Origin of the sequence: Rahnella sp. ATs2 (assembly GCF_051851855.1) — a bacterium.
In the GTDB taxonomy this organism is placed as follows: Bacteria; Pseudomonadota; Gammaproteobacteria; order Enterobacterales; family Enterobacteriaceae; genus Rahnella; species Rahnella variigena.
Map to the genome: position 1 here is coordinate 1 of NZ_JBLYPL010000006.1, position 24,803 is coordinate 24,803.

The following is a 24,803-nucleotide window of genomic DNA, read 5'->3' on the forward strand; positions in this document are numbered from 1 at the left end:
CATGTAGTCATCAGCAATGTTTCTCCATTGTTGATTTGTGAGTGATTCACTGACAGGGAGACGAAGGGAGTTATGCCATACTGGTTTCGTAACATCCTCTCTTAGCTTCTGAGTCTTTACGAACTCGGCGGTCAACTCGTCTAAAGTAATGCCCACAAGATTGCCACCAATCACCATTGGTGTGGTCATATGATGAGGAGCAGGGGCAAGAGCATACGAGATGACTCCTCGGAAGTTTTTACCCCTTTTTATTTTATTCATCCCCTTCATCTTGGATGATCACTTTTCAAGTGTCAGCAGAGCATCTCTTACATGCGACAGTTTCAATTTTAAAGTGCTTACTTCCTGCGATAGTGGCTGAGCATCTTCGCCTCTGCGAAGCAGGAACGAAGTAAGATCATTCAGTTTCTGTAGGGAACCAGTAAGCTCCTGCCAGGCTTCTTTGTTGATTTCGGGAACAGAAGGGGAAAGTTGCTTAAGAGCTGAAGATCTCAGCCAGCAGCTCCTGCTTAACTGTCCTCTCGATTGGTTTACTTTGCTCAGCTCGACTTCGTTTAATCTGACAGTCACTGAATATCTGCGAAGACGATTAGGGGGTAATTTTTTAACGATAGGATCATTGGTAAATGTAGAAGGAAACTCATCGTCGAATATAATATTGTTTTTTTTCATATCAACTCCTTTTGATATTTTTGATTAATAGCAAATCCATATGCTATCTATAATAAATACCATAAAGATCAATCGCGTCAATGGGTTGGGTTTTGATTTTGGGGTGGCTTTGATCTTTCTTTTTCAACCGAAGGGCAGAAAAAGCAAGGCAACTCAAAGATGCGGAGCATCGATGAGTTAGCCCTTGCTAAAAAATGTTAAAGACCAAGCTTAGAGGTTAATATTAAATTTTCTTTTTGAATTCTAAATTTTTCTGTGAATGTAACCAAGTGCTTGATTATTTCAACTCTCAAATTATCAAGTATTTGTATATCATCCTTATTATTTAAATTAGTCTTCGTTGATATGGTGTAATTATCAAAATCAATTGTTTTTTTATTTTTATCAACAATTTTTAAATTTATCCTAAGTGTTTTTTTCTTCAAATCTTCTTTTTCTTCATCAGTAATTTTTTGCAATTTAATAAACAGCCCTTTAAAGGTATAAGAAGATTCGATTATTTCTAAAGACTCTTTGTTTACTAATAAATATAACGGAAAGTAGCCCTCTTTACATGCCCTGGTAGAAGACTGTAAAAAATCTAAAAACAAGGGAGATTCGCTAATGAAATTATATGGAATGCATACTCGGATGATCTTGTAATTAGCCATAACTGAAACTTACCTCTAACAAACTGCTTAAGTGGGATTTTTATTATTATCACAGGCTTCTTGACTTTTCAATGAAAACAAATATTAGTTATATTTTGAGGTTTTATAAATATGAAAGAAATTATCGAAGCATTAAATACGATTATTGGAAAATATTGTTCTAAGGATTTTTCACAAAGTTATTTTATTAGAAAGGATGAGGATGTTTTTATAAGAGGATTCAATGACATTTGGCTTGAGCTTGATTTTGACTCCCTATTTGATGGATGTTATGAGCTAAAATTATTAGCTGAAGTGATTGAATTAAAGAGGAACTTTGAATTTGAGTGTGTTTATTTTGAAGTTAAACTGGGTAAGCTATTTGATAGGGATTTTATAACTTGTAGTAATATAGATTGCAAGCCAGTTCCTTACTATTCTGTGATGTATTTTTCGCTATTAGAAAAAAATAAATGTCTATATAATGATGTTTATAGTGAAAATTTGGTTAATCAAGTTTCAGAATTCTTAATGCTTTTTAAAGAACGTAATGTTGTTAGTCTTTTACTTAATATAAAACAAATTATGCCGAATTGGTTTTATACCAAACTGGTATCGAATTACATTAATAAAGCTTGTATCGAGTATGACTTTCATGAGAAAGTAAATATTGGATATTTTAGATATCTTGCTGGACTTTGCTGATTTTTCGTAATTTTAAAAAAGAAAGTATAGAGTCAGAAAGTGCTCACGAGATATGGCCACTCTTGCAAGGGGGACATTTCTGGGGGCACATCACAAACTGAAATAAAAAAATCACATATAAAATAATGCTGGTTAGATGGTTTGAATCCTGTAAAGATGCAAAGATTAATTTTTATATAGGAAGTGGTTTTTATGGCGATGGCTTATATTTTAATGGGGCGAAGATATTTCGTATCAATTGTATGGGATTTTACTGTGGTGCTCATAAAAAAAATACCTATTAAATAATGATTAACATTTGAAAACTAATTTAGGTTTCATACCGTCTTGTAGTCTACATCCTTGACACCATGACTGGACGATGAATCGACCATCACCCATATTTCGCATACCAAAATCATCATGTTTATAGAAAACATGAGTGCCTGTTTTACTTGAGCATGAAGGGCAACTTTTGAATACCTCGCCATCTTTTTCGATTATTACAGAATCATGCAGGGATTGTTGACATGTGGAACATACATCTTCCGCTGTTTTCTCAGACATTAGATTGATTCTACACCATTACATTTTAAATCAATAACATAGCCAACGACTCTTGTTGAGCGGAATTTAATCAAAACATAAATTCATGTAATCATATTGGCATGAGTCATAAAAATTTTCAAAACAAATTTACATTCTAAAACATGATGATTATTATTGCAGAATAGGAATGTTCTGTAACTTTATAAAATAAAATACATTAAAAACAGATGGTTGATGAATAGTTCTTTTTGCAATCATCTTTTTCGAGGTTCATTGCCTTCTTGGAAAGGTAACTAAAATTTTCGGATTCCTTCTTTAATACTTTCTGGATGGTAATGTTATGGAAAAAAACTTATCAAAAACAATGTATTCAGAATGGGTGCTTCGACACAGCCTCTATTGGATGAGTGCTGTTACCCACTGGAAGCTTGATGAAAACGATCAGAACTGGCTCGTTTCGTTCGAACTCTGGAACGACGAGATTGAGTTCGAGTTCGAACGACTGCTGAATGATTACAAGCTCAGGGAGAAGCTTCAGGCTCATACCGGACAGGTCAGGACTTCTATCATCGACAATGTTCTGAGGAGTATTGATTCGAGACTCTCTCAATGAATACGATGCCATTCAACTTTGACCGCCTTAGCAATGGCAAAGTCTTTATCAGCAACCTTGCTGGCTTTCACAGCTTTGTCGATAACGAAGAACTCAACCTCCTTGCCAATAACATTTTTCCTCCAGAGCAAACCACTTCCCGACTTCTTGAGAGCAGATTGTTCATTACCGAAGATGCGACTCAGGCAGTTTCAAAAGCCTCACTGAGTTCTGCCTTAGCCAAGCGACTGATGAACGAACTGGCCGTCAGACCAATCTTTATGATTGTGCCGACTCTCAGGTGCGATCACACCTGCAAGTATTGCCAGGTCAGCAGAGCATCGATTACTGCTGATGGTTATGACCTGAACCCAGAACTTATACCGCAAATCGTTAGCACCATTAAGAAGCTGGGCACTCCACCATACAAGATTGAAGTGCAGGGCGGAGAACCGCTTCTCAGGTTCGATCTCGTCCAGTCAATTTATGAGGAGTGCGAAAGTTCGTTAGGTAGCGATGCTTTCGAAATGGTTATTGCTACGAGTCTTTCAATACTCGATGAAAGCATCCTCTCTTGGGTTAAAGAACGGAATATCACTTTTTCTGTCTCTCTTGATGGTAATGAAGCCGTCCACAATAAAAACCGTATCCTCACCGACTATCAGGCTCACAACAAAGCCGTGACAGGCATTCAGAAAATCACAGAAGAATTGGGAGCAAATCGGGTAGCTACGGTTACAACAGTTACAAAAGAGCTGACAAAAGAGCCAGCCTCCATAGTGGATGCTCATCTGTCCCTTGGACTCACTGACATGTTTATCCGGCCTGTAAGTCCCTACGGGTTTGCTCAGAAGCAGAGCTTCACTTTTTCAATGCCGGAATATTTTGATTTTTATAAAGAGCTGATGCAGGAAGTGTTGCTTCAGAATCAGAAAGGCATACCTGTCGTTGAGCACTCAGCCTCTATCCATTTAAAGCGGATTTTTAATCCGGGTTTCAGTGGTTATGCAGATCTGAAATCACCAAGTGGAGTCGTGCTGAACTGCATCCTGTTCAACTATGACGGCAAGGTCTACGGTAGCGACGAAAGCCGTATGCTTCAGAAAGTAAATCCCGAAGCAGATTTCAGTGCAGGAGAGTTTGCTTCACTGTCATTCAGTAGCAACGAATACTACCGTTCCGCTCTCTCATCTTCATTTAATTTCGCCATGCCCGGTTGTGATACCTGTGCTTACCAACCTTTCTGTGGAGCAGATCCTTGTCAGAACATCAGTGTTCATGGCGAGCCTGTTGGTGACAAGAGTCGGTCAACCTTCTGCCAGTATCACAAAGGGATGTTCCGCTTCCTGCTGAATGAAATCTCTCAGGATGGACCAATGGCTGAGATGCTCAAAAGGTGGGCTTATGTCTGAGGTGCTGAGAAACGATATTTTCCGGTTTTCATCAGACTTACCAGTTCAGCAAGGCTTCTATTTCCTGTGTAAAACCAAGCCCGAGAATCCTCAATTCTATCTGCCAAATTTGCTTGTCACTGCGACACAACTCAATTCCAGACTGCCTGCATATTTTGCAGACTCGATTGTGAGCCAGGAACTTTTCGATTCCATTGAAGATGGTGACATTGGGATCGTCAACAACGGCAACATGCTCCGGGTGATACTGTCCCGTAGAGCAAACCACAACACAGTCCTTGTCACTGAAAGGTGCAACAACAGTTGCCTGTTTTGTTCTCAGCCCCCTAAAACTGGAAACGATGATTGGCTTCTCAACCAGTCAGCTCTGGCTATTGCTTCCTTCTCTCTGAATGGAGTAGTAGGAGTGAGTGGGGGAGAGCCTTTGCTCTATGGCGAAGACTTCCTGCATTTTCTGGACTTTATAATCGAAAACTCCCCTGACACAGCCCTCCATGTTCTAACCAACGGAAGGAAGTTTGCGGATGTCAGCTTTACCCAGCAAATGAAGGAAAGAAGCGATAAGATCAAAATCACGTTTGGGATACCGCTTTATTCTTCAAGAGCATCAGTGCACGACTACCTGGTCGGAAGCGAGGGAGCATTTGATGAAACAGTCAGGGGAATGATTAATGCCGGTAACTCAGGGATCAACATAGAACTGAGAGTCATCCCTACTCAGGCGAACTACACAGAGCTTGATGACATCGTTGAGTTTGCTGGTCGTGTGTTCTCGAACATTAACCAGATCTCCCTTATGGGATTGGAGTCGATTGGATGGGCCCGTAAGAACTGGTCATCAATCTTCGTAGAGCACGACAACTACAGCGAACAAATTCTTTCGGCTGTGGACAATGCACACAGGTCAGGTATTCCTCTTACCATCTTCAATTATCCATTATGCCACCTTCCTGAAAGGGCATGGAGTTTTGCAACTCAGTCAATCTCTGACTGGAAAAATTACTATCCCAAAGAATGTGATGGATGCACTCAGAAGTCTTCCTGTGCTGGTTATTTCAGTTCATCAAAAGGCCGTTTTCATCAACCTCCGAGACCAATAATATGAAAAAATTTAATTTCGCGGCTCTGCTTCCTGGTTTTTTGGCTCTTAATAACTCTGTTTGGGCAAGTGATTCATCTACTGGTGCCAGTGACTTACCTGGTATGACCCTGAATGAGCATGATTTGGTGATAGCCCCACTCAACACCGAAGTGCCGTTCTACATTGCAGGACACAGAAGTCACAGTTCTCACCGTAGCCACAGCTCCCACCGTTCCTCATCAGGCGGTGGCTACTATGGTGGAAGCACTCCTTACTATCCCAAAACATACAGCTCCCCTGGCACATCAGACTCATCCAGCTCAGGAACTCGTTCGTCGTCATCCTCCTCTGTCCGTTCACTTCGTTCTAATGACACAGATAGCACAACCACAACAAATTCAGCAGGAACTACAGGTGCCAACCGAGCGAGTAGCGGGCTAACTTCGGATACTGAAAAACGTAAGCGGTTAATCATGCGAGTGCAGTTTGCCTTACTCGATAAAGGTTTCTATAACGGCAACATTGACGGAAGTATGGGGCCTGCGACACGAACTGCCATCAAGAATTATAGAGTTGCAAATGGATTGCCTACTCCAGTAAGAGAAACATTAGACACTCAGTTATTGAACTCTTTAAATATACTGGCTCGATAAGATATTTGGGGTAAATATAATGAAGATAAAACTTTCAATTTATAAAACAAAAAGAATTACAGATGATATTGACCAAGTTTTGAATTTGGAAAGAGTCCAAAAGCCTATTGAATTTGAAATGGATGACGCAAGAGCATACCTTTATGCAAAGCAAATTTCTGACCCAGTACTACCTGAATGGACAACTTTATTTACAAGCCAAAAAACGGACATAAAACCCGATTTTTTTGGTATGAATAGTAGCACTGGAGCAGTTCTGGTGGTTGAGGTTGATAACTCAAGGTATCTTATTCCGTTTGGAACTGGTCATCACTTAATCAATGATATTAGCATTGTCAAAGGTTTTGGACTAAAAACAACCCTTAACTGTATCGAGCATAAAAAAATCCGCAGCTTGGATAAAGGTAGTCATAACGAAACCAATCTTCTAACTCGTAGTCAGAGTAGTAAAGAAGTCGATATATACAATCTTAAAATAGATTCTGAGATGGATATTCTCACGACCCTCACGGGCACTTCCACTGAAGATGTTTTAGGGAATAAAATAACCGGGAAAGACGCTTTTGTAATTGTGCCAGACATTGAATTAAAAACGATTTCTGAACTATTAACAAAAATAAACTCTATTTATTTATTACCCCTTCCTGAAGAATTCGAATGGGTTAACAATATCAAAGAAGCTGATGAAGCTGAAGTTGAAATATTGGATTCGCTTTTGATTGATTTGATAAAGCAAAGAGACTTCAGTGACATATGGCTAGGTGAGCCAGAAATTGTGGATTGGGAAAATCAAATAGGATATTGTTTCGAGAGAAGGCAAAGAAGCATTATTTATGAAAGCCTGTCAGTCGATCACATATGTGAATATTTCGATGGCAAAAATGCGGATGTTACTGTTGATGAACTTAAAAGAAGTTGCTTGCATGTTTTAAATGCCGATTATGAAACGATAAAGAAATGGTCTTTGTATAGATGTATTTATGCTGAAATAAAAGAAGGCGATCAAAACTACATTCTGCGAGACTCCATATGGTATGTGGCCGATAGGAAATTCGTAACAACCGTTGATGATGAGATGAAAAAGATTCTACATTATGAGGAGTCTGATAAGTTTCCGGTATACTCCTATAAAAGAGAAGAAGATTACAATAAAAATGTTTGCCTTGGTGACAAATCATTTACACACATGGATCAAAAATTTATTCATCATGGTGGTGGGAAAAGTAAAATTGAATTTTGCGATCTTATAAAAGGTGCATCAGATTTTATTCATGTGAAGTATTATAGTGGCTCACAAAGTATGAGCCATCTTTTCTCACAAGGATTTGTCGGTTCTGAACTTTTCATAAGCGATTCAGAGTTTCGAGGAAAACTTAATGAGAAACTTCCTGTTCATATAAAATTAGCTGATCATATAATACGGCCTGATGCTAAAAACTATAAATTAGTATTCGCTATAGCTACGAACAAAAAAATCCCTGAAGATCTGCCTCTGTTTTCAAAAATAAATTTAAAAAACTTTCATAAGAGCATTAGCAACTTTGGATACGAAGTTAGGATTTGCAAAATAGCAGTAGATCCCAATATTTACAAAAAAAAGTTATGTAAGCCACAAAAGAACAAGGCCTAAGATAATTTATCAATGTCAGATATCTTGGTCAATTCGCTAAGATAATCTTGTTTATTCCTAAGAAGCCAGTGGAAAACCTTAGGGTTTTCGAGTATTTTTTTTATGTGAGAGATAACAATCGTTAGCTTCAGACTATTGGAACCGTAGTTTTCTTTTATCTTTTCTGTATCGAAATGGACCTGAGCCATCTCTTTCTCAAGCCTTTCAATTGCTTTTCTATTACCGGATCTCTCATCAATGTTAGGTTTACCTTTGTCGTTTAAAAGCTCAGGTGATGAACTGTGATAAAGCGATTGAGCAAAAATCTTTGAATAATTATCAAATTTTATCATTAGGTTTGCACATTCAATTTGCCTAAAAGGGATCATTCTTTTTAAGATCATAAATGTGTTCTTAGGTATATCTCTATCATTAAATAATTCTATAACATCAGGACATATGCCTTTAAGAACTGATAGATTACTCTTTAATGAATCGGAGCTTATATTCAAAGCTGAACAAAGCATGTCTTCAGGAACCCCTATTCTAACAGCCTCTTTTAACATTCTTTGAATTTGAATTATTGTTATTCTATTGACTTTTTTGTTAGGCGTATAAGTGTCGTAAACAGTTGAAACGAGACAAGCAACTCTTTCTTCTCCAATATCTTTTAATGCCTCAACTCTCAGATGACCATCAAGGATTTTTGCAGTGCCATCAGCCCCATCAATGTAAATCAGTATAGGTTCGACTAATCCAAGTGCAGATATTGTGCTCTTTATTTGAATGTATTTTTGGCTACTTTTATAGTTGGTAGGAGGTTTTTTTGTATAAATAAGATCAGATAATTTAAAGCTGACTGTTTTTTCATTAAAGCAGTATTTAATCATTTTAACCTCAGCAAGAAGTATTTTTCATTATAACCTTTACTACTCCATTTAAATTCTCTTCGTTTAAAATTTTACTAAACTCTTCGCTTTCAGATAACTCTTTAAATATTTGACTGGCTATGAGTAAGTTTCTCTCGACATATTCAGCTTTGTTTTTTATTTTTCTGTGCTGTGAAATGTTATCTTGGTATATTTGTTTAAGCTCATCAGTAGTGAGTTTTTTCTTTTTCTTTGCAACTCCGAAACTATTGTTCAGAAAACCTTTTAAACCTTCATCTCGGGAATCCAGTATATCTCTTATTTTACCAACATCTTTATGCTTTATTAAACCTTCATCAAAAGCTTTAATTAGTAATTCTTGCCCACCTTCGAAGTCTACTCTGGCAATTTCAACTGCAAGTGAGATTGGAATGCTTCCTGATTCTACAGCAGATAATAGTTTGTTTTCTCCTTTGCTAATTAGCATAGTCAGGCTGGTAATCCAGTGCAATGATAGGCCAGTAGAATAGGATATTTCTTTGTTAGATAAACCTTGCTCATTCATTTCTTTTATTCTTTGGAACTGTTCGCCCGCTCTTGGTATTACGCGAGCCATGTTTTCAACCAAACTCATTATGTATGCTTTGTTTTCATCAATGTCCAGTATGAAAGCAGGTATTAGCTCTTCTCCCAAAGCTGAGAGTGATTCAAGTCTACCCTGACCACAAATTAAGGCAAATTCGTATTTTTTATCCGCAATTCTTCTTACTGTTATTGGTTTTCTTAATCCACTTGTATCAATACTATCTGTTATCTCAGCATGTTTGAACTTGTTCCGGGTACGTGGAATTACAACTTTTATTTTTGATATTTCGAGCATGTGAATTTGGTCGTCGTTCATTTATGCCACCTCCATTTCCGTAGTTGAAAGCATATCAAAGAAGGTCCTGATGTTATCAAATCTATACATCTCAAATAGAAGGTTATTATTCTCTTTTAGACTCAGTTCATTTTCAAAACTTTCAAGCGAAGGCAGGATGTAATAATCTACAGGTTCGGTATTAAGACTGTTCATTCTTGCAATCACACTGACTTCAGGATTTAGCCCCCTATCTAATCTAACTATCCATCTACATTTTCCAGAACTCATTTTTCTACATCGAGAAAGTATTATGGTAAAGGTTAAGCTTTTGTTTATGGTGATTAGTTTATTATCTAATATAGAAATTTCGCTGTTATTAATTTCTTGGTGTATTTTATTTATAATATGGTCATGTTTAATACGTAGGGATGAGTTTATTTCTAAATAACGGTAATCTCGTTCGGGTGTGTAATTTATCAGCTTATATGCTGGTAGAAGTCCTCCAAAGCGGCTTGCTACTACACTGCTTGATGGACCATTATCCTCCTCATCTATGATAAAACCTGATATTTTTCCATGAGTCGAAAGGATCTTTTTTAAAAATTCAAGAATCTCTTCATTGCTCATTTTTATTGAGCGGTTATTAATAATCTCTTTCGCTAACCTGAATTTTTCTTCTGAAATTATGGGTTTAAAAAAGGAATTATACTCAACCCAATCCTCTTCAGGATTTTGAACTCTTTTAGTTTTCAGTTTCTGAGATGTTCGATTATATGTATACTTACCAGTATAGCGATTATTTATAAGCACAGAATGTATCCGGCTTCGTGTCCAATCCGATTTGTCGCTGTATTTATATCCTTCTTGGTTTAGTTTAGAAGCAATGAGATACTCATTTAATCCTTCAAAAATAAACATGTTAAATATTTTCTTAACTAACTCCGTTTCCTTTTTACTTCCTGGCACTAATACTATCCTATCTGTTTGCAGACTCTTTCTCTCACCATTGTTGAGTATCATTTTCGCTTTGTTATTATTATCAAGTAACTTTCTTTTAAGTCCGTATCCAGGCACTCCACCTTGATAGTATCCTCGCTTAACAAGATTTACATGTCCGGCAAATACTTTGATTGAAAGGTTTTTACTAAAGGCTCCCGCAGCATACATAAGTGATGAAAGTATGAACGTCTCAGTATCACTATTCGCAGGAAGATTTTCAGCACAGTAGATGACATCTACCTTATTCATTTTTAATAGATATTTATAGTAGATTCCTTCTTGTGGATCTTTAAAGCGACCAAAACGACTTACATCATATACAAGCACAGCATCAATATTGATTTCCTTAGTGAGTATATCGTTGATTAACTTATTAAAATCATGCCTTCCTGACGTGGATACACCGCTTTTTCCTGCATCATCATAAGTATGCAAGATTTCCATATTATTGTCGTCAGCATACTTTTTTATGAACTGAGCTTGGTTATCTAACGAAAATTCCTGAAGATTTGTAGACATCCGTAGATATTGGGCTACTTTAACCTTCTGTTTTTTCTCATTTTTATTATCCATTGCAGTGCCTTAGTGCAACTGTGGAAAATCAATCTGTATAAAAATTGATCAATTTCGTTCTGGTTGCAACCTTTTTTGGCATTAATTTATTAAGTTTGTTTTTCAGCTACAAAACAAAACCGCTTTTGAAGATTCATTGTTATGAACCAGGGGGAGAGGATGGTTGAGTGATAAGAATGAAATGAAAATCTTGTAACATAAGGATGGGTTAACTTATTGATTTACAGTGTTATTTGGATGATTTATAAACATCGATTCTTGAAGTATTTCATTAATAACCATCATCGTTTTTGCCACGATTATGCTGAATGGATGTATGTTTTAATGTAATTATCTATTTTACAAAGGGGAGCTTTGAATTCTTGATAGATATTCGCACCCCCATTGAATTATCGATTATAAAATATTAAATACGTATCGCTTGCTACTCATTTTTCTTATTGTTGAATAGAGTAGGAAAAAGGGGTCTGTGCTTCTTCTTTACAAGCTTCCAGGTAGTCAGCCCACCATTGCAACATGAGTCTCCGTTCTTCCAAATGCTCCGCTTTGTGTATGTATGCAGCTCGGACACTGTTGCGTTCCTGGTGGCTCATTTGTCTTTCCACAGCATCTCTCGACCACAATCCCGATTCGATTAATGCACTACATGCCATAGTCCTGAAACCATGCCCGCAGACTTCAGCTTTCGTATCGTAGCCCATTGCCCTAAGTGCTTTGTTGACAGTGTTTTCACTAATAGGTTTGTCGTCCCCGGTAAAACCAATGAACATAAGTTCTTTGTTACCACTGATCGTATGAAGCTCTTCCATAAGTGTTTTGGCTTGTGAGCTTAATGGAACTAAATGAGGCGTTTTCATTTTTGCCCCTCTTGCAGAATATTTTACCCCTTCCATAGGTTGTCGCCTTCCGGGGATAGTCCACAGTGAATTTTTGAGATCGACTTCTGACCAGCGAGCAAATCGCAGTTCACTCGAACGGACAAAGGTCAGGAGTGTTAACTGCACTGCAATTTGGGTAATGCCTCTCCCTTTATATGCTTCCAAACGGTTCATAAGCTCTGGCAACCGTTCCAGAGAAAGGGCAGGGCGATGGACACTTTTAGCGGAAACAACTGCACCAGCGAGGTCGTTTGCAGGATTCTGTTCAATCAATGCATTGTGAACGGCATACCTCATCACCGCCGTAATGCGTTGTTGTAATCGGGAAGCTAATTCATTGTGTCCTGAAGCTTCTGCTTTTTTCAAAGGAACCAACAAATCACGAGTTTTTAGCTCGCTGATATTACGTTTGCCGATGACAGGGAACACATGGGAAACAAGGCTGTTCAAAACAGTTGTTCTATGACTTTCTGACCAGGTTCTGTTACTGGTATGCCATTGTCGTGCAACTTGCTCAAATGTTAGCAAGCCCTTGCTCTCAATCTTTTGCGCTTTTCGCTTCTCACTTGGGTCTACATGGTTTGCAACGAGCTGACGGGCTTCATCTCTTCTTCGTCTGGCTTCTGACAATGAAACCTCAGGATAAACACCCAGTGCGAGAATTTTCTGTTTACCAGCGAAGCGATACTGAAAACGCCAGTACTTGGAACCACTTGTGGTGATCAACAGGTGCATACCATTACCGTCGGTCATTTTGACAGGTTTATCAGAAGGCTTTGTATTTCTTACTTTTAACTCTGTGAGCGCCATACTAAAAACCCTCAGATGATGGTATCTGCAATATCGAACTTAACATACCAACATATGTACCAACTAAACAGAGTGGATTTTGAAATACAGCGGTAAACGTCAATGGGCTATTAACGAGAGGTAAGTGTTTGAAGTTAAAGAGTTGACTAGACTTTGAAATACTTAGGTGGGCTAACATATGGTGTCCCCTACAGGAATCGAACCTGTAACTAGCCCTTAGGAGGGGCTTGTTATATCCGTTTAACTAAGGAGACACGGGCGCCTGTGGAAAGCGCCCGCGTAGTATACTCGTTTTTCTCGCAATAATAAGGCGTCAGGGGTCTGTTTGGTCGTTTAGTCGCCAGTCAGGGTTTTGACGCTTCTTTCTTCGCCGCTTCCATTTCCTTTTTCTTCGCTTTGGCCTTCTTCTGATTACTCATGTCATTACGGATCTGCGCGTGGCTGATCAGTGCGAAGATAAAGGTGCCGCCGATGATGTTTCCGGCAAGCGTCGGCAGGGCGAATGGCCAGATAAATTCGTACCAGGGAATGGCGCCCGAGAACACCAGATACAGCACTTCTACCGATCCGACCACGATGTGCGTCAGGTCGCCAATCGCCACCATGTAGGTCATCAGCATAATCACCCACAATTTGGCAGTGCCTGCGGACGGGATCATCCAGACCATGGTGGCAATCAGCCAGCCGGACACCATGCCGCCGACGAACATGCCCTCGGGGTCTTTTTCCATGATCTCCAGACTGATGGTGCGAAATGCCTCGTCAGTGGCGGAATCGAAGAACGGCACCAGATGAAACACCAGTGCGGCCAGTCCGCCGCCGATGACGTTACCGGCCAGCACGATGCCCCACAACCGCAACAGCAGCAGAATGTTTCTGCCGGTGGTTTTTTGCATCACAGGCAATACGGCGGTGACCGTGTTCTCGGTAAATAACTGCTGGCGCGCCATGATGACAATTATGAACCCGACGGTATAACCGATATTTTCGATAAAGAAACGTTCGGGGCTGTCGGGCAGGCGTGCGTGCAGGATCCCCTTAGCCATCAGCGAGGCGCTGATGGAAAGTCCGGCGGCAATCGCCGACCACAGCAATGCCTGTCCGTCACGCTCAAGTTCTTTCTCACCCTCCATGCGGATGACTTCATGCACAGCAGCCGCTTTCGACGGTAAATTCTCTTCTCCGGTTTCGATCTCTTTGCCCTGAGAATGTTCGTCGCTGTCGACATCTTTATGGTCAGGATGTTGTTTCTCGGCGGTCATGGTAATTCCCCAAAAGTACGTCAAAGTGGTTTTCAATGTGTTCCGAGATAAGCATAGGCGAGGCTGCGAGATTATGAAGAGATATACAGAAAAGTTACAAACCATTAACCCATGAACCTTATGGGACATTTTGCGGATTGTTTGCTGGATTTCAGGGTTTTCAACCCTGTAAACTGTGGCCCCCTAAGCTGCGTCGCGCCTGACGCCTGTGATATGATGCGCGCTTGTGAAAAATAAGAGACATCACCATGTTTGAAGCCCTTAACCTGAGCTGTGTACGCGATGAGCGTACCTTGTTTAGCGGCTTAAGTTTCACGATCGAACCGGGTGAAATGGTGCAAATCGAAGGCCGCAACGGCGCCGGTAAAACCAGTTTACTGCGAATTCTTGCCGGATTGTCTTCTCCGGAGGCCGGTGAGGTCCGCTGGCAGGGCGTGAATACCCGCCGCCAGCGCGACGTTTTCCATCAGCAACTGTTGTATCTCGGTCATCAGCCTGGCGTTAAGTCAGTGCTTACTGCGTATGAAAACCTTGCCTTCTATCAGTCCGTGAACGGAACTGCCAGTGCTGATGCTATTTACCAGGCGTTAGAAAATGTCGGCCTGCTGGGTTATGAGGATGTCACGGTGGCGCAGATGTCCGCCGGGCAGCAGCGGCGTGTGGCGCTGGCGCGTTTGTGGCTGAGTGACGCACCGCTGTGGATCCTCGATGAACCGCTGACCGCCATTGATAAACAGGGCGTGTCCACGCTGATTGAACTGTTTGAACAACACGCGCAGCAGGGCGGAATGGTATTGCTGACCACGCATCAGGATTTACAGGGCGTTAACCGCGATGTGCGAAAAATTCGTCTGACCAGCGCTGAGCTGGCGTGACGCGAAAGGAAAATAAACAGAATGTTTACTAAGGTTCTGCGCCGCGAGCTGAAAATTGCCTTTCGCAAAAGTGCCGAAATCATTAACCCGCTGTGGTTCTTCCTGATTGTCATTACGCTGTTCCCGCTGGGGATTGGTCCTGAGCCGAAACTGCTGGCTCGGATTGCACCCGGTATCGTCTGGGTCGCGGCGCTGCTTTCTTCTTTGCTGGCGCTGGAAAGGTTGTTCCGTGATGACTATCTCGATGGCACGCTTGAGCAGCTGTTGTTATTGCCATCGCCGCTGGCGCTCACGGTTCTGGGGAAAGTATGTGCTCACTGGGTGGTAACCGGTTTGCCATTGCTGATCCTCTCCCCGCTGATTGCCTTGTTGCTTTCTCTGGATTTTGAAACCTGGAAAGCCGTCGCGCTGACGATTTTACTGGGGACGCCGACGCTGAGTTTTATCGGTGCGATTGGCGTGGCGCTGACCGTCGGACTGCGCAAGGGCGGCGTTCTGCTGAGTTTGCTGGTGCTGCCGTTGTATATTCCGGTGCTGATTTTTGCCACCGGCGCGATTGATGCGGCGTCGATGTCGATGCCCATCGGCGGCTATCTGGCGATCCTTGGTGCGATGCTGGCGGGCAGTGCGACGTTAGCGCCTTTCGCGACAGCCGCCGCCTTGCGAGTCAGCGTTCACTAACCCGTCATACTTCGAGCCGCAGATGCGTTGGCTGCTCTTCGCCACCCGAATCACTTACTTGTGTAAGCTCATCGGGATGACGTCGTTTGCCGCCTTCCCGCAACTCGAATTATTTAGGGTTAACTTTTACGCTGGCCTTAACACAGAATTTTTTTACGTGTCGTTACAATAGAGAAGAAAAATCGCAACCTTTGACTAACATCACACTTCTCTATAGTGAACAATAGAGACGCCGATAATAACTGCGGATGATTTTAACTGACCGCATAAGAGCCCGGTGAGGCTCCATGGCATCACACAGTGACATTTTATAGTGAGCAACGATAACAATGTGGAAATGGTTACATCAACTCGCAAGGCCTGAACGGCTTTACCACGTCTGTGGCCGGTTCATTCCCTGGCTCGGAATTTTGGGTATTGCCTGCCTGCTGATCGGCTGGGTGTGGGGCTTTGGTTATGCACCGCCAGATTACCAGCAAGGGAACAGTTACCGGATCATGTATATCCATGTTCCGGCGGCGATCTGGTCGATGGGCATTTACAGTTCGATGGCGATTGCGGCCTTTATCGGGCTGGTGTGGCAGATGAAAATGTCCGACATGGTGGTATCCGCAATGGCACCCGTTGGCGCTGTTTTCACGTTTATCGCACTGGTTACTGGCTCCGCGTGGGGCAAACCGATGTGGGGCACCTGGTGGGTGTGGGATGCACGCCTGACGTCCGAACTGGTGTTACTGTTCCTCTATCTTGGCGTGATTGCGTTGTATAACGCCTTCGACGACCGCCGTCTGGCTGGCCGTGCCGCCGGTATTCTGGTGCTGGTCGGCGTGGTGAACATTCCCATCATCCATTACTCCGTACAGTGGTGGAACACGCTGCATCAGGGCTCGACCAACATGCAGCAGACCATCGACCCGAGTATGCGTTATCCGCTACGCTGGGCGATTTTCGGTTATCTCTTCTTCTTTATTACCCTGACGCTGATGCGTTTACGTAACCTGATTTTGGTTCAGGAGCGTCTGCGTCCGTGGGTGGCCGGTCTTGTGAATAAGGAGCGCCGCGGATGAGCCCTGCATTCTCCAGCTGGCATGATTTCTTTGCGATGGGCGGCTATGCATTTTATGTGTGGCTGTCGGTCGCGGCGACACTGATTTCCCTGATTGCGCTGGTGGCGCATACCTTTATTCAGCGCCGTCAGATCCTCGATGAAGTTCGCCGCCGTCAGGCACGCGAAAAACGTATTAGTCAGTCTCAGTCTAAAAAACAGCAAGGCGCGCAGACGTCACCGCTGGAACCGGACACTTCCCCGGAGAAGTTATTGTGAATCCACGTCGTAAAAAGCGTTTGTCGCTGGCGCTGGTGGTGCTGATTGGCCTTGGTCTGAGCATTTCACTGGTGATGTACGCGCTGCGCTCGAATATTGATTTGTTCTATACACCCAGTGAAATTCTGCAAGGTAAAGGCGAAAACCACGAGATGCCGACGGTCGGCCAGCGCCTGCGTATCGGCGGGATGGTGATGCCCGGTTCGGTGAAGCGTGATCCGAAAAGCCTGCAGGTGAGTTTTAAAATTTATGATGCGCGCGGCGCGATTGCCGTGACTTATAACGGCATCCTTCCGGATCTGTTCCGCGAAGGGCAGGGCGTAGTGGCGCAGGGCGTGATGGAGCCGGGAAATGTAGTGAATGCTATTCAGGTTCTGGCGAAACACGACGAAAAATATGTGCCGCCGGAAGTTGCCGACGCCATGAAAGAAAACCACAAAGGGCCAGCTTCGGCTTATGTGGGTAACGATAAAGGAAATGACCGCTCATGATGCCGGAACTGGGAACATTTGCACTCTGTCTGGCGTTAGGTCTGGCGGTGTTACTGAGTATTTACCCGCAATGGGGCGCGGCGCGGCAGGATAACCGGATGATGGCGATGGCGCGTCCGTTGTCTTACGGGATGTTTGCCTGCATCGTGCTGGCGTTTGCCATTCTGGTCCATGCGTTTGTGGTGAATGATTTCACCGTCGCCTATGTCGCCAATAACTCCAATACCCGTCTGCCGGTGTATTACCGCGTGGCGGCTACCTGGGGCGCGCACGAAGGTTCGCTGCTGCTGTGGGTGTTATTGCTCAGTTGCTGGACGCTCGCCGTGGCATTGTTCAGCCGCCGTATGCCGCAGGATGCAGTGTCGCGCGTGTTGGCAGTGATGGGCATGATCACCGGCGGATTCCTGCTGTTTATTCTGCTGACGTCGAATCCGTTTATCCGCTCGCTGCCGAATTTCCCGGTAGACGGCAGTGATCTGAATCCGGTGTTGCAGGATATCGGGCTGATTTTCCATCCGCCATTGCTGTACATGGGTTACGTCGGTTTCTCAGTGGCGTTCGCGTTTGCCATTGCCTCGCTGATGGCCGGACGTCTGGACACCGCGTGGGCGCGCTGGTCGCGTCCGTGGACACAAGCTGCGTGGGTATTTCTGACCATCGGTATCGTGCTCGGTTCTGCCTGGGCATATTACGAATTAGGCTGGGGCGGCTGGTGGTTCTGGGATCCGGTTGAGAACGCCTCCTTTATGCCATGGCTCGCCGGGACAGCGCTGATCCACTCGCTGGCTGTGACCGAAAAACGCGGGACGTTCAAAGCCTGGACGGTGTTGCTGGCGATCACCGCCTTCTCGCTGTGCCTGCTCGGGACTTTCCTGGTGCGTTCCGGCGTGCTGGTTTCGGTTCACTCGTTTGCCTCAGATCCGGCGCGCGGCATGTTTATTCTCGCGTATCTGGTGATTGTGATCGGCGGCTCGTTGCTGCTGTATGCCTTCAAAGGCAACTCGGTGCGTGCGCCAAGCCGTCATGAATTGCACTCTCGCGAAAGCTATCTGCTGGGAAATAACGTGCTGCTGGTGGCGGCGATGCTGGTGGTATTGCTCGGAACACTGTTGCCGCTTATCCACAAACAACTCGGACTCGGCAGTATTTCTATCGGCGAACCTTTCTTTAATACGATGTTTACCTGGCTGATGGCTCCGCTGGCATTGCTGCTGGGGATCGGACCACTGGTGCGCTGGCGTCGTGATGAGCCCAGCAAACTGTGGCGTCGTCTGGGTGTTGCGCTGGTCGTCACGCTGGTCTTGTCGATTCTTCTGCCGTGGTTGTTGCAGGACAAAATTGTTGGCATGACCGTGGTCGGTCTGCTGATGTCGGTGTGGGTGATTGTGCTCACGCTGATGGAACTGCACGAGCGCGTGACGCACCGTCATACGTTCTGGCGCGGCCTGACCAAACTTTCCCGCAGCCACTGGGGCATGGTGCTCGGCCATCTCGGCGTGGCGGTGACTGTTATCGGCATCGCCTTTAGCCAGAATTACAGTGTTGAACGTGATGTGCGCATGAAGGCCGGTGATACCGTGGATATTCATGATTATCACTTTATCTTCCGCGACGTTCGCGACATCACCGGCCCGAACTATACCGGCGGTGAGGCGAATATCGATGTGACGCAGAACGGCAAGAAAGTCACCACGCTGCATGCTGAAAAACGCTTCTACAGTGTGGCGCGCAGCATGATGACTGAAGCGGCGATCGACGGCAATCTGGCGCGTGACCTGTATGCAGCACTGGGTGAAGAGATGGACGACGGCTCGTGGGCGGTGCGTTTGTACTACAAACCGTTTGTCCGCTGGATCTGGCTGGGCGGCCTGTTTATGGCGGCCGGCGGCGTACTGTGTATTCTCGATCCGCGTTATCGCATGAGTAAAAAACTCAAGAAACAAGGTCTGGCGGAGGCTGAAGAAGCATGAACCGTAAACTCCTCTTTATTCCGCTGATCTTGTTCCTGGCGCTGGCTGCGGCTTTTCTGGTGCAACTGACGCGCAATGCCAACGGCGACGATCCGACGCTGCTGGAATCTGCGCTGATCGGCAAACCGGTGCCGGTGTTCAAACTGGAATCACTGGCACAGGCCGGTAAAACCTACGATCAGTCGGTATTGCGCGACGGCAAACCCATGTTGCTCAACGTCTGGGCGACCTGGTGCCCGACCTGCCGCGCCGAGCATGATTATCTGAATACGCTGGCGGCGAAAGGTGTACGCGTGGTTGGCCTGAACTATAAAGACGACCGGCAGAAAGCGGTCAGCTGGCTCAATACACTGGGCAATCCTTACATGCTGAGTCTGTACGACGGCGACGGCATGTTAGGGCTGGATCTCGGTGTGTACGGCGCGCCGGAAACCTTCCTGATCGACGGAAAAGGCATAATCCGTTATCGCCATGCCGGTGATTTGAATGAAAAAGTCTGGCAGAACGAAGTATTGCCGCTGTACAAAAAATACGGAGGCAATGTATGAAGCTGATTTCTTCATTACCTGCTTTGCTGCTGGGCATGATGCTGAGTATCAGCGCCTTCGCTGCGATTGATACTTATCAGTTTTCCTCTCCGGCTCAGGAGCAGGAATACCGTGATATCACGGCGCAGCTGCGCTGTCCGAAATGTCAGAACACCAATATTGCAGCATCGGATTCTATTATCGCGGCGGATATGCGCACCAAAGTTTTCCAGCTGCTTCAGCAGGGGCAGAACAAACAGCAAATCGTGGATTACATGGTCGCACGTTACGGCAACTTTGTGACCTACGAACCGCCGGTGACGCCATCCACCTTTATATTGTGGCTCGGGCCGGTGCTGGTGGTCATTATCGGCGCAGCCATGATTTTTATGCGTTCCCGCCGGGGCGAAGTGCGTTTGCAAAATACGACTGAAGAAATGTCAGAACAAGAGAGACAGCGCCTGGCGCAGTTACTTAAAGACAGCGACAGGAAAGGATCATGAGTATTTTTTGGCTGTGCATTGTAGTGATGCTGGTTATTGCCCTGGCGCTGTTTATTGTGCCGGTTATTCGCGGCGACCGCGCGGAACACACGTCCCGCGATGCGCTGAATAAAGCGTTTTATCATCACCGTCTGACTGAGCTGGAAGAAGACGAAGCGCAAGGCGTGGTAGACGAGCGTCCGGCGCATATTCAGGAATTGCAGGAAAACCTACTGACCGATATTCCGGCGGGTCAGGCGCCTGCTGCCATTCAGCCGATTGGCCGCTGGACGCTGGTGCCCGGCGCTATCCTGCTGGTTGTCATCACGCTGGGTTTATATCTCTATGCCGGGGGGCTGGGCCAGGTGAGTGCGTGGAATCAGGTCATGCAGCACATGCCGGATTTGCGCCATCGTATTGCCGATGATCACGGTGCGCCGCTGACGGCTGCGGATGTGCAGGATTTAGGGCTCGGATTGCGTACCGATTTACAGGCAAATCCAGATAATGTGCAGGACTGGGTGATGCTTGGCCGTGTGGGGATGGCGCTCAATAATGCCGCCACCGCGACGCAGGCTTATGCTCATGCGTATCAGCTTGCGCCGAACGATATGTCAGTGAAACTGGGTTATGCCGAAGTGCTGACCCGTTCTTCTGATCCGCAAGATAACCTTACCGGCGGCAATCTTTTACGCAGTATGCTGGAAAAATCTCAGGGTGATCTGCGTGTGTTAAGTCTGCTGGCCTATAATGAATATGAGCAGGGTCATTATCCGCAAGCCATTGGCGCGTGGGAAGTTATGCAGAAAATTCTGCCAGCCGGTGATAAACGCCTTGAGATGGTTAACGCCAGTATTGCGCAGGCAAAACAAAAAGCCGGTCTTGATCAGGTTAAACTGGCGGTAAACGTGACGCTTTCTGCGGATGCGCAGGAGAAACTTCCGCAGGATGGCACGGTCTTTATTTCCGTAACAGATGGCAGCAGTCCGGTACCGGTTGCGGTGAAAAAGCTGCCGCTGAGCCGCTTCCCGCTGGCGATTACTGTCGATGACAGTAACGCAATGATGCCGGAACGCTTGCTTTCTTCGCTGCATCAATTAAAAGTACGCGTTCGTATTTCACAGAACGGTCTGGCAACGCCAGCCTCTGGTGACTGGTACGGCGACAGTCCGCTGACTGATTTTTCCGGCAACGGTCAGGTCAGCATTGAGATTAATCAGCAGGTTCCTTAATCAGGAACCGACGATCAAAAACAGGGAGATATCCATGAACTTACGCCTGACTGGGCTGGCGTTTGCGACAGTTTTACTGGTCGGTTGTGCCGGCACATCCGGATCTTCGGACAGCGAACAGCAGGGACGTTCTGATCCGCTCGAAGGTTTCAACCGGGTGATGTTCGACTTCAACTATAACTATATGGATCCTTACCTTGTGCGGCCTGTTGCCGTCGCATGGCGTGATTACGTGCCACAACCGGCGCGTAACGGGACCAGTAACTTCCTCAGCAACCTCGATGAACCCGCCAGCATGGTCAACTCCTTGCTGAAAGGCGATCCGTACCGTGCTGCAATCCACTTCAACCGTTTCTTCCTGAACACGCTTCTGGGGATGGGTGGTCTGATTGACGTGGCCGGTATGGCGAACCCGAAACTGGCGCGCGAAGAAGCCCAGGGCTTCGGTAGCACGCTCGGTCATTATGGTGTCGGTTACGGTCCGTACGTGGTTCTGCCAGGTTACGGCAGCGCGACTGTGCGTGACGAAGGTGGCGATCTGGTGGATGATTTGTATCCGATGCTCAGCTATCTGACATTCTGGATGTCAGCCGGTAAATGGGTACTGGAAGGCGTCGAAACCCGTGCAGAACTTCTCGATTCAGATGGTCTGATCCGTAACTCTTCTGATCCGTATCTGTTTATCCGTGAAGCTTACTTCCAGCGTCACGACTTCCTGGCGAGAGGCGGTCAGCTGACGCCACAGGAAAACCCGAACGCGGCATTGATTCAGGGTGACCTGAAAGATATCGACTCGGAATAACGGTTTCGGAGACATAAAAAAAGCGCCTTTCGGCGCTTTTTTCATATCTGACGTAACATTCAGTTCATCAGAAGCTGGGGTTCATCAGAAGCTATAGTTAAAGTTAGCGCCGTACAGCATAGCGGTGCCTTTAGCCTGGAATTCATAGTTCGGCACGCCGTCAGCCACTTTCTCGCTGATATTCACCGTCTGGCCATGCATGTAAGACACACCCACATCGACGGATGCATCTTTATTGAAGGCATACGTGGTACCCGCAGATACCCAGAAGCGGTCCTGATCCGGGATAGAAATGGTGCGGTTATCAGCCGGAACCGGGCTGTCATCGAAGGCGATACCGGTACGGAACGTCCAGTTATCATCGTAGTAATAGGTGGTACCTAACGCGATGCGATAAGCATCATGGTAGCCTTCTTCTTTCTGGAACAGGGTCTGGCCGTTAGAACCGGTAGCTTTCAGCTCCTGGAACTGGCTCCAGCTGGTGTAAGCCAGGCTGTAGTGAATCGCCCATTTCGGTGCCACTTTGTTATAACCGGACACTTCCCACATTTCTGGCAGGTTCAGGGTCAGGGAACCCGGAACGGTGTGACCGCCCGTGCCGCCTAACGCCTGCGGAATGCCGTTGCGGTATTCGCCGTCAAAGTCGATTTTAACTTCTGAGCGATAAGTAAAGCCGTAACGGTTATTGTCATCGACTTCATAAAGAATACCGGCGTTCCAGCCGTAGCCCCACTCGTCGCCTTTCAGCTTGGCGGCTTCAGTATCGGCTGGCAGCAGGCCGCCGGTTTTAATCGGCACCAGTTCACCGGCAGTACGACGGATTTTTGCTTTCGCGTAGACAGCATCAAAGCCCACACCGAAGCTGAAATTCTGGTTCAAACGGTAAGCAACACTTAAGTTAGTGTTTATGGTGGTGAGATCTGTTTCACCGCCAATCGGGCCTGCCGGATAGTTATCGCTAAATTCTGTCGCCAGACCGTAGTTAGACGTCGCAGATGCGCCAACCGCCCATTGATCATCCAGCGGCATAATAAAGTGGATATTCGGCACCCACTGATTTGGCGCAATATTATCATCACTGGTGCTGGCACCGGTGACCGGGGATTTCCCCGTCACGCTGACGTCCGGGTCGACATAAATCGCGCCCATAGAAAACGCCGGGCGATTAAACATGGTCATGGTTGCCGGGTTACGGCTACCGGATGCGGCGGTGTCAGCAATAGCACCTTCGCCTGAGAATGAACGACCCAAACCCGCAGCAGTATATTCATTTAACTGAAAACCTGCCGCGTATACGTTGGAGGAAACAATTGCCACTGCAGCTGCCAGAGCTGATCTTTTAAACAGGTTTTTCTGGTTCATGACCAAAACCTCAATATTATGTTTTTTATCAAACAATGTTACATCAAGTAACAATGAGCGCGGGATTGTAGGGTTCGTTATCAGTCTGACAAATCAGACCAGTGAGCGAAGTATAGGTCTGACCTGTGGTGTAGTTGCAATAATGTTTCATTGATATTTAAGAAATGATGCAAGAAATTGGATCCACTTAACAAAAAACCAACAATAAAAGTTCAATTAAGAAACGTTAAAGTGAGAACGATGACTTAGTTTTAATCGATTACTTACATATACGTGATCTGGATCACTTCAAAGGCACATAATAAGTAAGTGCTAGTGTGTTGTCAGAACGGTGGCGTAAAATACAGGCTGGAAATAAAACTTTATTCGCAAACAGGCCAGACGGTGGACGTTGCCGTTGATGCCGGGGAGAAAATTATGTCTGACGTAACCATGTCCTCTAAATCCACCCAACCTCTGCACTCCATCAACAAATGCGGCGCAGAAGAAACCGCAGCCTGCTGCTGTGTTGATGTGGGCACCATCATGGATAACACCGATTGCACCGCATCTTACAGCCGCGTTTTTGAAAATGAAGCACAGGCTAAAGAAACGCTGGAAGCCCTGACCGAACGCGCACGCGGCGTCGAATCTGAGCCTTGCGAAATCAAGAGCCGTATCGAAAAAGTGGAAGGCGGCGTTGAGCTGAATATCGATTTCACTTTCAGCTGCCAGGCAGAAACCATGATCTTCCAGTTAGCCTTACGCTGATCCCCGTCATACTTTGAGCCGCAGATGCGTTGGCTGCACTCAGTAACCCGAATCACTGACTTATGTCAGCTCATCGGGATTACTTCGATTGCCGCCTTTCTGAGACTCAAATTATTTAGGGGAAGTTTTAAATTGTAATACCGCTTATATAAGCGGTATTTTTTTGTCCGCTA

General features: G+C 45.2%; 26 protein-coding genes and 1 tRNA gene. 17 read left to right on the top strand and 10 right to left on the bottom strand.

All coding sequences use genetic code 11. The annotated features are described in order from the left end of the window. The 3 genes from ACJY2G_RS07290 to ACJY2G_RS07300 all read right to left on the bottom strand — a co-directional run. The coding region (locus ACJY2G_RS07290; RefSeq protein WP_439291595.1) for a relaxase/mobilization nuclease domain-containing protein at window positions 1-270 on the bottom strand (270 nt) is incomplete at its 3' end. A 9-nt stretch (window positions 271-279) separates the two neighbouring features. Further along, window positions 280-672 carry a hypothetical protein gene (locus tag ACJY2G_RS07295; protein WP_439291596.1) on the bottom strand — a complete coding sequence of 131 codons (393 nt, stop codon included), beginning with the start codon at window positions 670-672 and terminating at the stop codon, window positions 280-282. A gap of 197 nt (window positions 673-869) precedes the next feature. Next, window positions 870-1,322, bottom strand: a complete 453-nt coding sequence (locus ACJY2G_RS07300; protein ID WP_132499763.1) for a hypothetical protein — start codon at window positions 1,320-1,322, stop codon at window positions 870-872. Between the two features lie 111 nt (window positions 1,323-1,433). Here ACJY2G_RS07300 and ACJY2G_RS07305 point away from each other — a divergent pair, with 111 nt between their 5' ends. The 6 genes from ACJY2G_RS07305 to ACJY2G_RS07330 all read left to right on the top strand — a co-directional run bounded on the left by ACJY2G_RS07305 (window position 1,434) and on the right by ACJY2G_RS07330 (window position 7,902). Further along, window positions 1,434-2,006 carry a hypothetical protein gene (locus tag ACJY2G_RS07305; RefSeq protein ID WP_132499762.1) on the top strand — a complete coding sequence of 191 codons (573 nt, stop codon included), beginning with the start codon at window positions 1,434-1,436 and terminating at the stop codon, window positions 2,004-2,006. A gap of 868 nt (window positions 2,007-2,874) precedes the next feature. Further along, window positions 2,875-3,147: a His-Xaa-Ser system protein HxsD gene (gene hxsD, locus ACJY2G_RS07310; protein ID WP_439291597.1), complete on the top strand. Its 273-nt coding sequence runs from the start codon at window positions 2,875-2,877 to the stop codon at window positions 3,145-3,147. Beyond that, complete coding sequence (gene hxsB / locus ACJY2G_RS07315; RefSeq protein WP_439291598.1) at window positions 3,144-4,538, top strand: His-Xaa-Ser system radical SAM maturase HxsB; 1,395 nt, start codon at window positions 3,144-3,146, stop codon at window positions 4,536-4,538. Before hxsD ends, hxsB begins: the two co-directional genes overlap by 4 nt. Further along, complete coding sequence (gene hxsC, locus ACJY2G_RS07320; protein ID WP_439291599.1) at window positions 4,531-5,643, top strand: His-Xaa-Ser system radical SAM maturase HxsC; 1,113 nt, start codon at window positions 4,531-4,533, stop codon at window positions 5,641-5,643. Before hxsB ends, hxsC begins: the two co-directional genes overlap by 8 nt. Further along, complete coding sequence (hxsA, locus tag ACJY2G_RS07325) at window positions 5,640-6,272, top strand: His-Xaa-Ser repeat protein HxsA (RefSeq protein ID WP_287058877.1); 633 nt, start codon at window positions 5,640-5,642, stop codon at window positions 6,270-6,272. The genes hxsC and hxsA overlap by 4 nt, the downstream gene beginning before the upstream one ends. A 19-nt stretch (window positions 6,273-6,291) precedes the next feature. Then, window positions 6,292-7,902, top strand: coding sequence for a TIGR04141 family sporadically distributed protein (locus ACJY2G_RS07330; protein ID WP_439291600.1), 1,611 nt, complete (start codon window positions 6,292-6,294; stop codon window positions 7,900-7,902). On the opposite strand, the gene ACJY2G_RS07335 is transcribed toward ACJY2G_RS07330, so the two are convergent. The 6 genes from ACJY2G_RS07335 to ACJY2G_RS07360 all read right to left on the bottom strand — a co-directional run bounded on the left by ACJY2G_RS07335 (window position 7,899) and on the right by ACJY2G_RS07360 (window position 14,134). Further along, window positions 7,899-8,771: a plasmid partitioning protein RepB C-terminal domain-containing protein gene (locus ACJY2G_RS07335; RefSeq protein WP_287058875.1), complete on the bottom strand. Its 873-nt coding sequence runs from the start codon at window positions 8,769-8,771 to the stop codon at window positions 7,899-7,901. The genes ACJY2G_RS07330 and ACJY2G_RS07335 overlap by 4 nt on opposite strands. Window positions 8,772-8,778: 7 nt before the next feature. Beyond that, window positions 8,779-9,651, bottom strand: a complete 873-nt coding sequence (locus ACJY2G_RS07340) for a ParB/RepB/Spo0J family partition protein (protein ID WP_439291601.1) — start codon at window positions 9,649-9,651, stop codon at window positions 8,779-8,781. Then, window positions 9,652-11,184 carry a recombinase family protein gene (locus tag ACJY2G_RS07345; RefSeq protein WP_064690267.1) on the bottom strand — a complete coding sequence of 511 codons (1,533 nt, stop codon included), beginning with the start codon at window positions 11,182-11,184 and terminating at the stop codon, window positions 9,652-9,654. It abuts the gene before it with no gap. Between the two features lie 437 nt (window positions 11,185-11,621). After that, a complete protein-coding gene (locus ACJY2G_RS07350) occupies window positions 11,622-12,872 on the bottom strand; it encodes a tyrosine-type recombinase/integrase (protein ID WP_439291602.1) in 1,251 nt (416 codons plus the stop codon). 179 nt (window positions 12,873-13,051) lie between these two features. Beyond that, window positions 13,052-13,126: transfer RNA gene (locus tag ACJY2G_RS07355), tRNA-Arg, on the bottom strand. 90 nt (window positions 13,127-13,216) lie between these two features. Continuing rightward, window positions 13,217-14,134: a formate/nitrite transporter family protein gene (locus tag ACJY2G_RS07360; RefSeq protein WP_430319292.1), complete on the bottom strand. Its 918-nt coding sequence runs from the start codon at window positions 14,132-14,134 to the stop codon at window positions 13,217-13,219. A gap of 248 nt (window positions 14,135-14,382) precedes the next feature. Here ACJY2G_RS07360 and ccmA point away from each other — a divergent pair, with 248 nt between their 5' ends. The 10 genes from ccmA (at window position 14,383) to mlaA (ending at window position 22,518) form a co-directional block, all read left to right on the top strand. After that, entirely contained in the window at window positions 14,383-15,009 is a 627-nt protein-coding gene (gene ccmA, locus ACJY2G_RS07365; RefSeq protein WP_120162100.1) for a cytochrome c biogenesis heme-transporting ATPase CcmA, read from the top strand. Window positions 15,010-15,030: 21 nt separating this feature from the next. After that, the gene (gene ccmB, locus ACJY2G_RS07370; protein WP_159281978.1) at window positions 15,031-15,690 is read left to right on the top strand and encodes a heme exporter protein CcmB; all 660 of its coding nucleotides are present in this window, start codon (window positions 15,031-15,033) and stop codon (window positions 15,688-15,690) included. Between the two features lie 329 nt (window positions 15,691-16,019). Next, entirely contained in the window at window positions 16,020-16,757 is a 738-nt protein-coding gene (locus ACJY2G_RS07375; protein ID WP_113877006.1) for a heme ABC transporter permease, read from the top strand. Beyond that, entirely contained in the window at window positions 16,754-17,014 is a 261-nt protein-coding gene (ccmD, locus tag ACJY2G_RS07380; protein ID WP_112287138.1) for a heme exporter protein CcmD, read from the top strand. Before ACJY2G_RS07375 ends, ccmD begins: the two co-directional genes overlap by 4 nt. Further along, window positions 17,011-17,505, top strand: coding sequence for a cytochrome c maturation protein CcmE (gene ccmE, locus ACJY2G_RS07385; RefSeq protein ID WP_112287137.1), 495 nt, complete (start codon window positions 17,011-17,013; stop codon window positions 17,503-17,505). Before ccmD ends, ccmE begins: the two co-directional genes overlap by 4 nt. Beyond that, on the top strand, window positions 17,502-19,475 hold the full coding sequence (locus tag ACJY2G_RS07390) for a heme lyase CcmF/NrfE family subunit (protein WP_430319291.1): 1,974 nt from the start codon (window positions 17,502-17,504) through the stop codon (window positions 19,473-19,475). The genes ccmE and ACJY2G_RS07390 overlap by 4 nt, the downstream gene beginning before the upstream one ends. After that, window positions 19,472-20,023, top strand: coding sequence for a DsbE family thiol:disulfide interchange protein (locus tag ACJY2G_RS07395; protein ID WP_430319290.1), 552 nt, complete (start codon window positions 19,472-19,474; stop codon window positions 20,021-20,023). The genes ACJY2G_RS07390 and ACJY2G_RS07395 overlap by 4 nt, the downstream gene beginning before the upstream one ends. Beyond that, complete coding sequence (locus tag ACJY2G_RS07400; RefSeq protein ID WP_120162096.1) at window positions 20,020-20,505, top strand: cytochrome c-type biogenesis protein; 486 nt, start codon at window positions 20,020-20,022, stop codon at window positions 20,503-20,505. Before ACJY2G_RS07395 ends, ACJY2G_RS07400 begins: the two co-directional genes overlap by 4 nt. Next, complete coding sequence (gene ccmI / locus ACJY2G_RS07405) at window positions 20,502-21,716, top strand: c-type cytochrome biogenesis protein CcmI (RefSeq protein WP_120162095.1); 1,215 nt, start codon at window positions 20,502-20,504, stop codon at window positions 21,714-21,716. Before ACJY2G_RS07400 ends, ccmI begins: the two co-directional genes overlap by 4 nt. Window positions 21,717-21,750: 34 nt before the next feature. After that, complete coding sequence (mlaA, locus tag ACJY2G_RS07410) at window positions 21,751-22,518, top strand: phospholipid-binding lipoprotein MlaA (RefSeq protein WP_112287132.1); 768 nt, start codon at window positions 21,751-21,753, stop codon at window positions 22,516-22,518. An 84-nt stretch (window positions 22,519-22,602) separates the two neighbouring features. Here the strand turns inward: mlaA and fadL are convergent, their stop codons facing one another. After that, window positions 22,603-23,880 (bottom strand): long-chain fatty acid transporter FadL, encoded by a 1,278-nt coding sequence (gene fadL / locus ACJY2G_RS07415; RefSeq protein WP_112287131.1) that lies wholly within the window; start codon window positions 23,878-23,880, stop codon window positions 22,603-22,605. 417 nt (window positions 23,881-24,297) lie between these two features. Here fadL and ACJY2G_RS07420 point away from each other — a divergent pair, with 417 nt between their 5' ends. After that, entirely contained in the window at window positions 24,298-24,630 is a 333-nt protein-coding gene (locus ACJY2G_RS07420) for a YfcZ/YiiS family protein (protein ID WP_113877066.1), read from the top strand. Window positions 24,631-24,803: the final 173 nt, after the last annotated feature.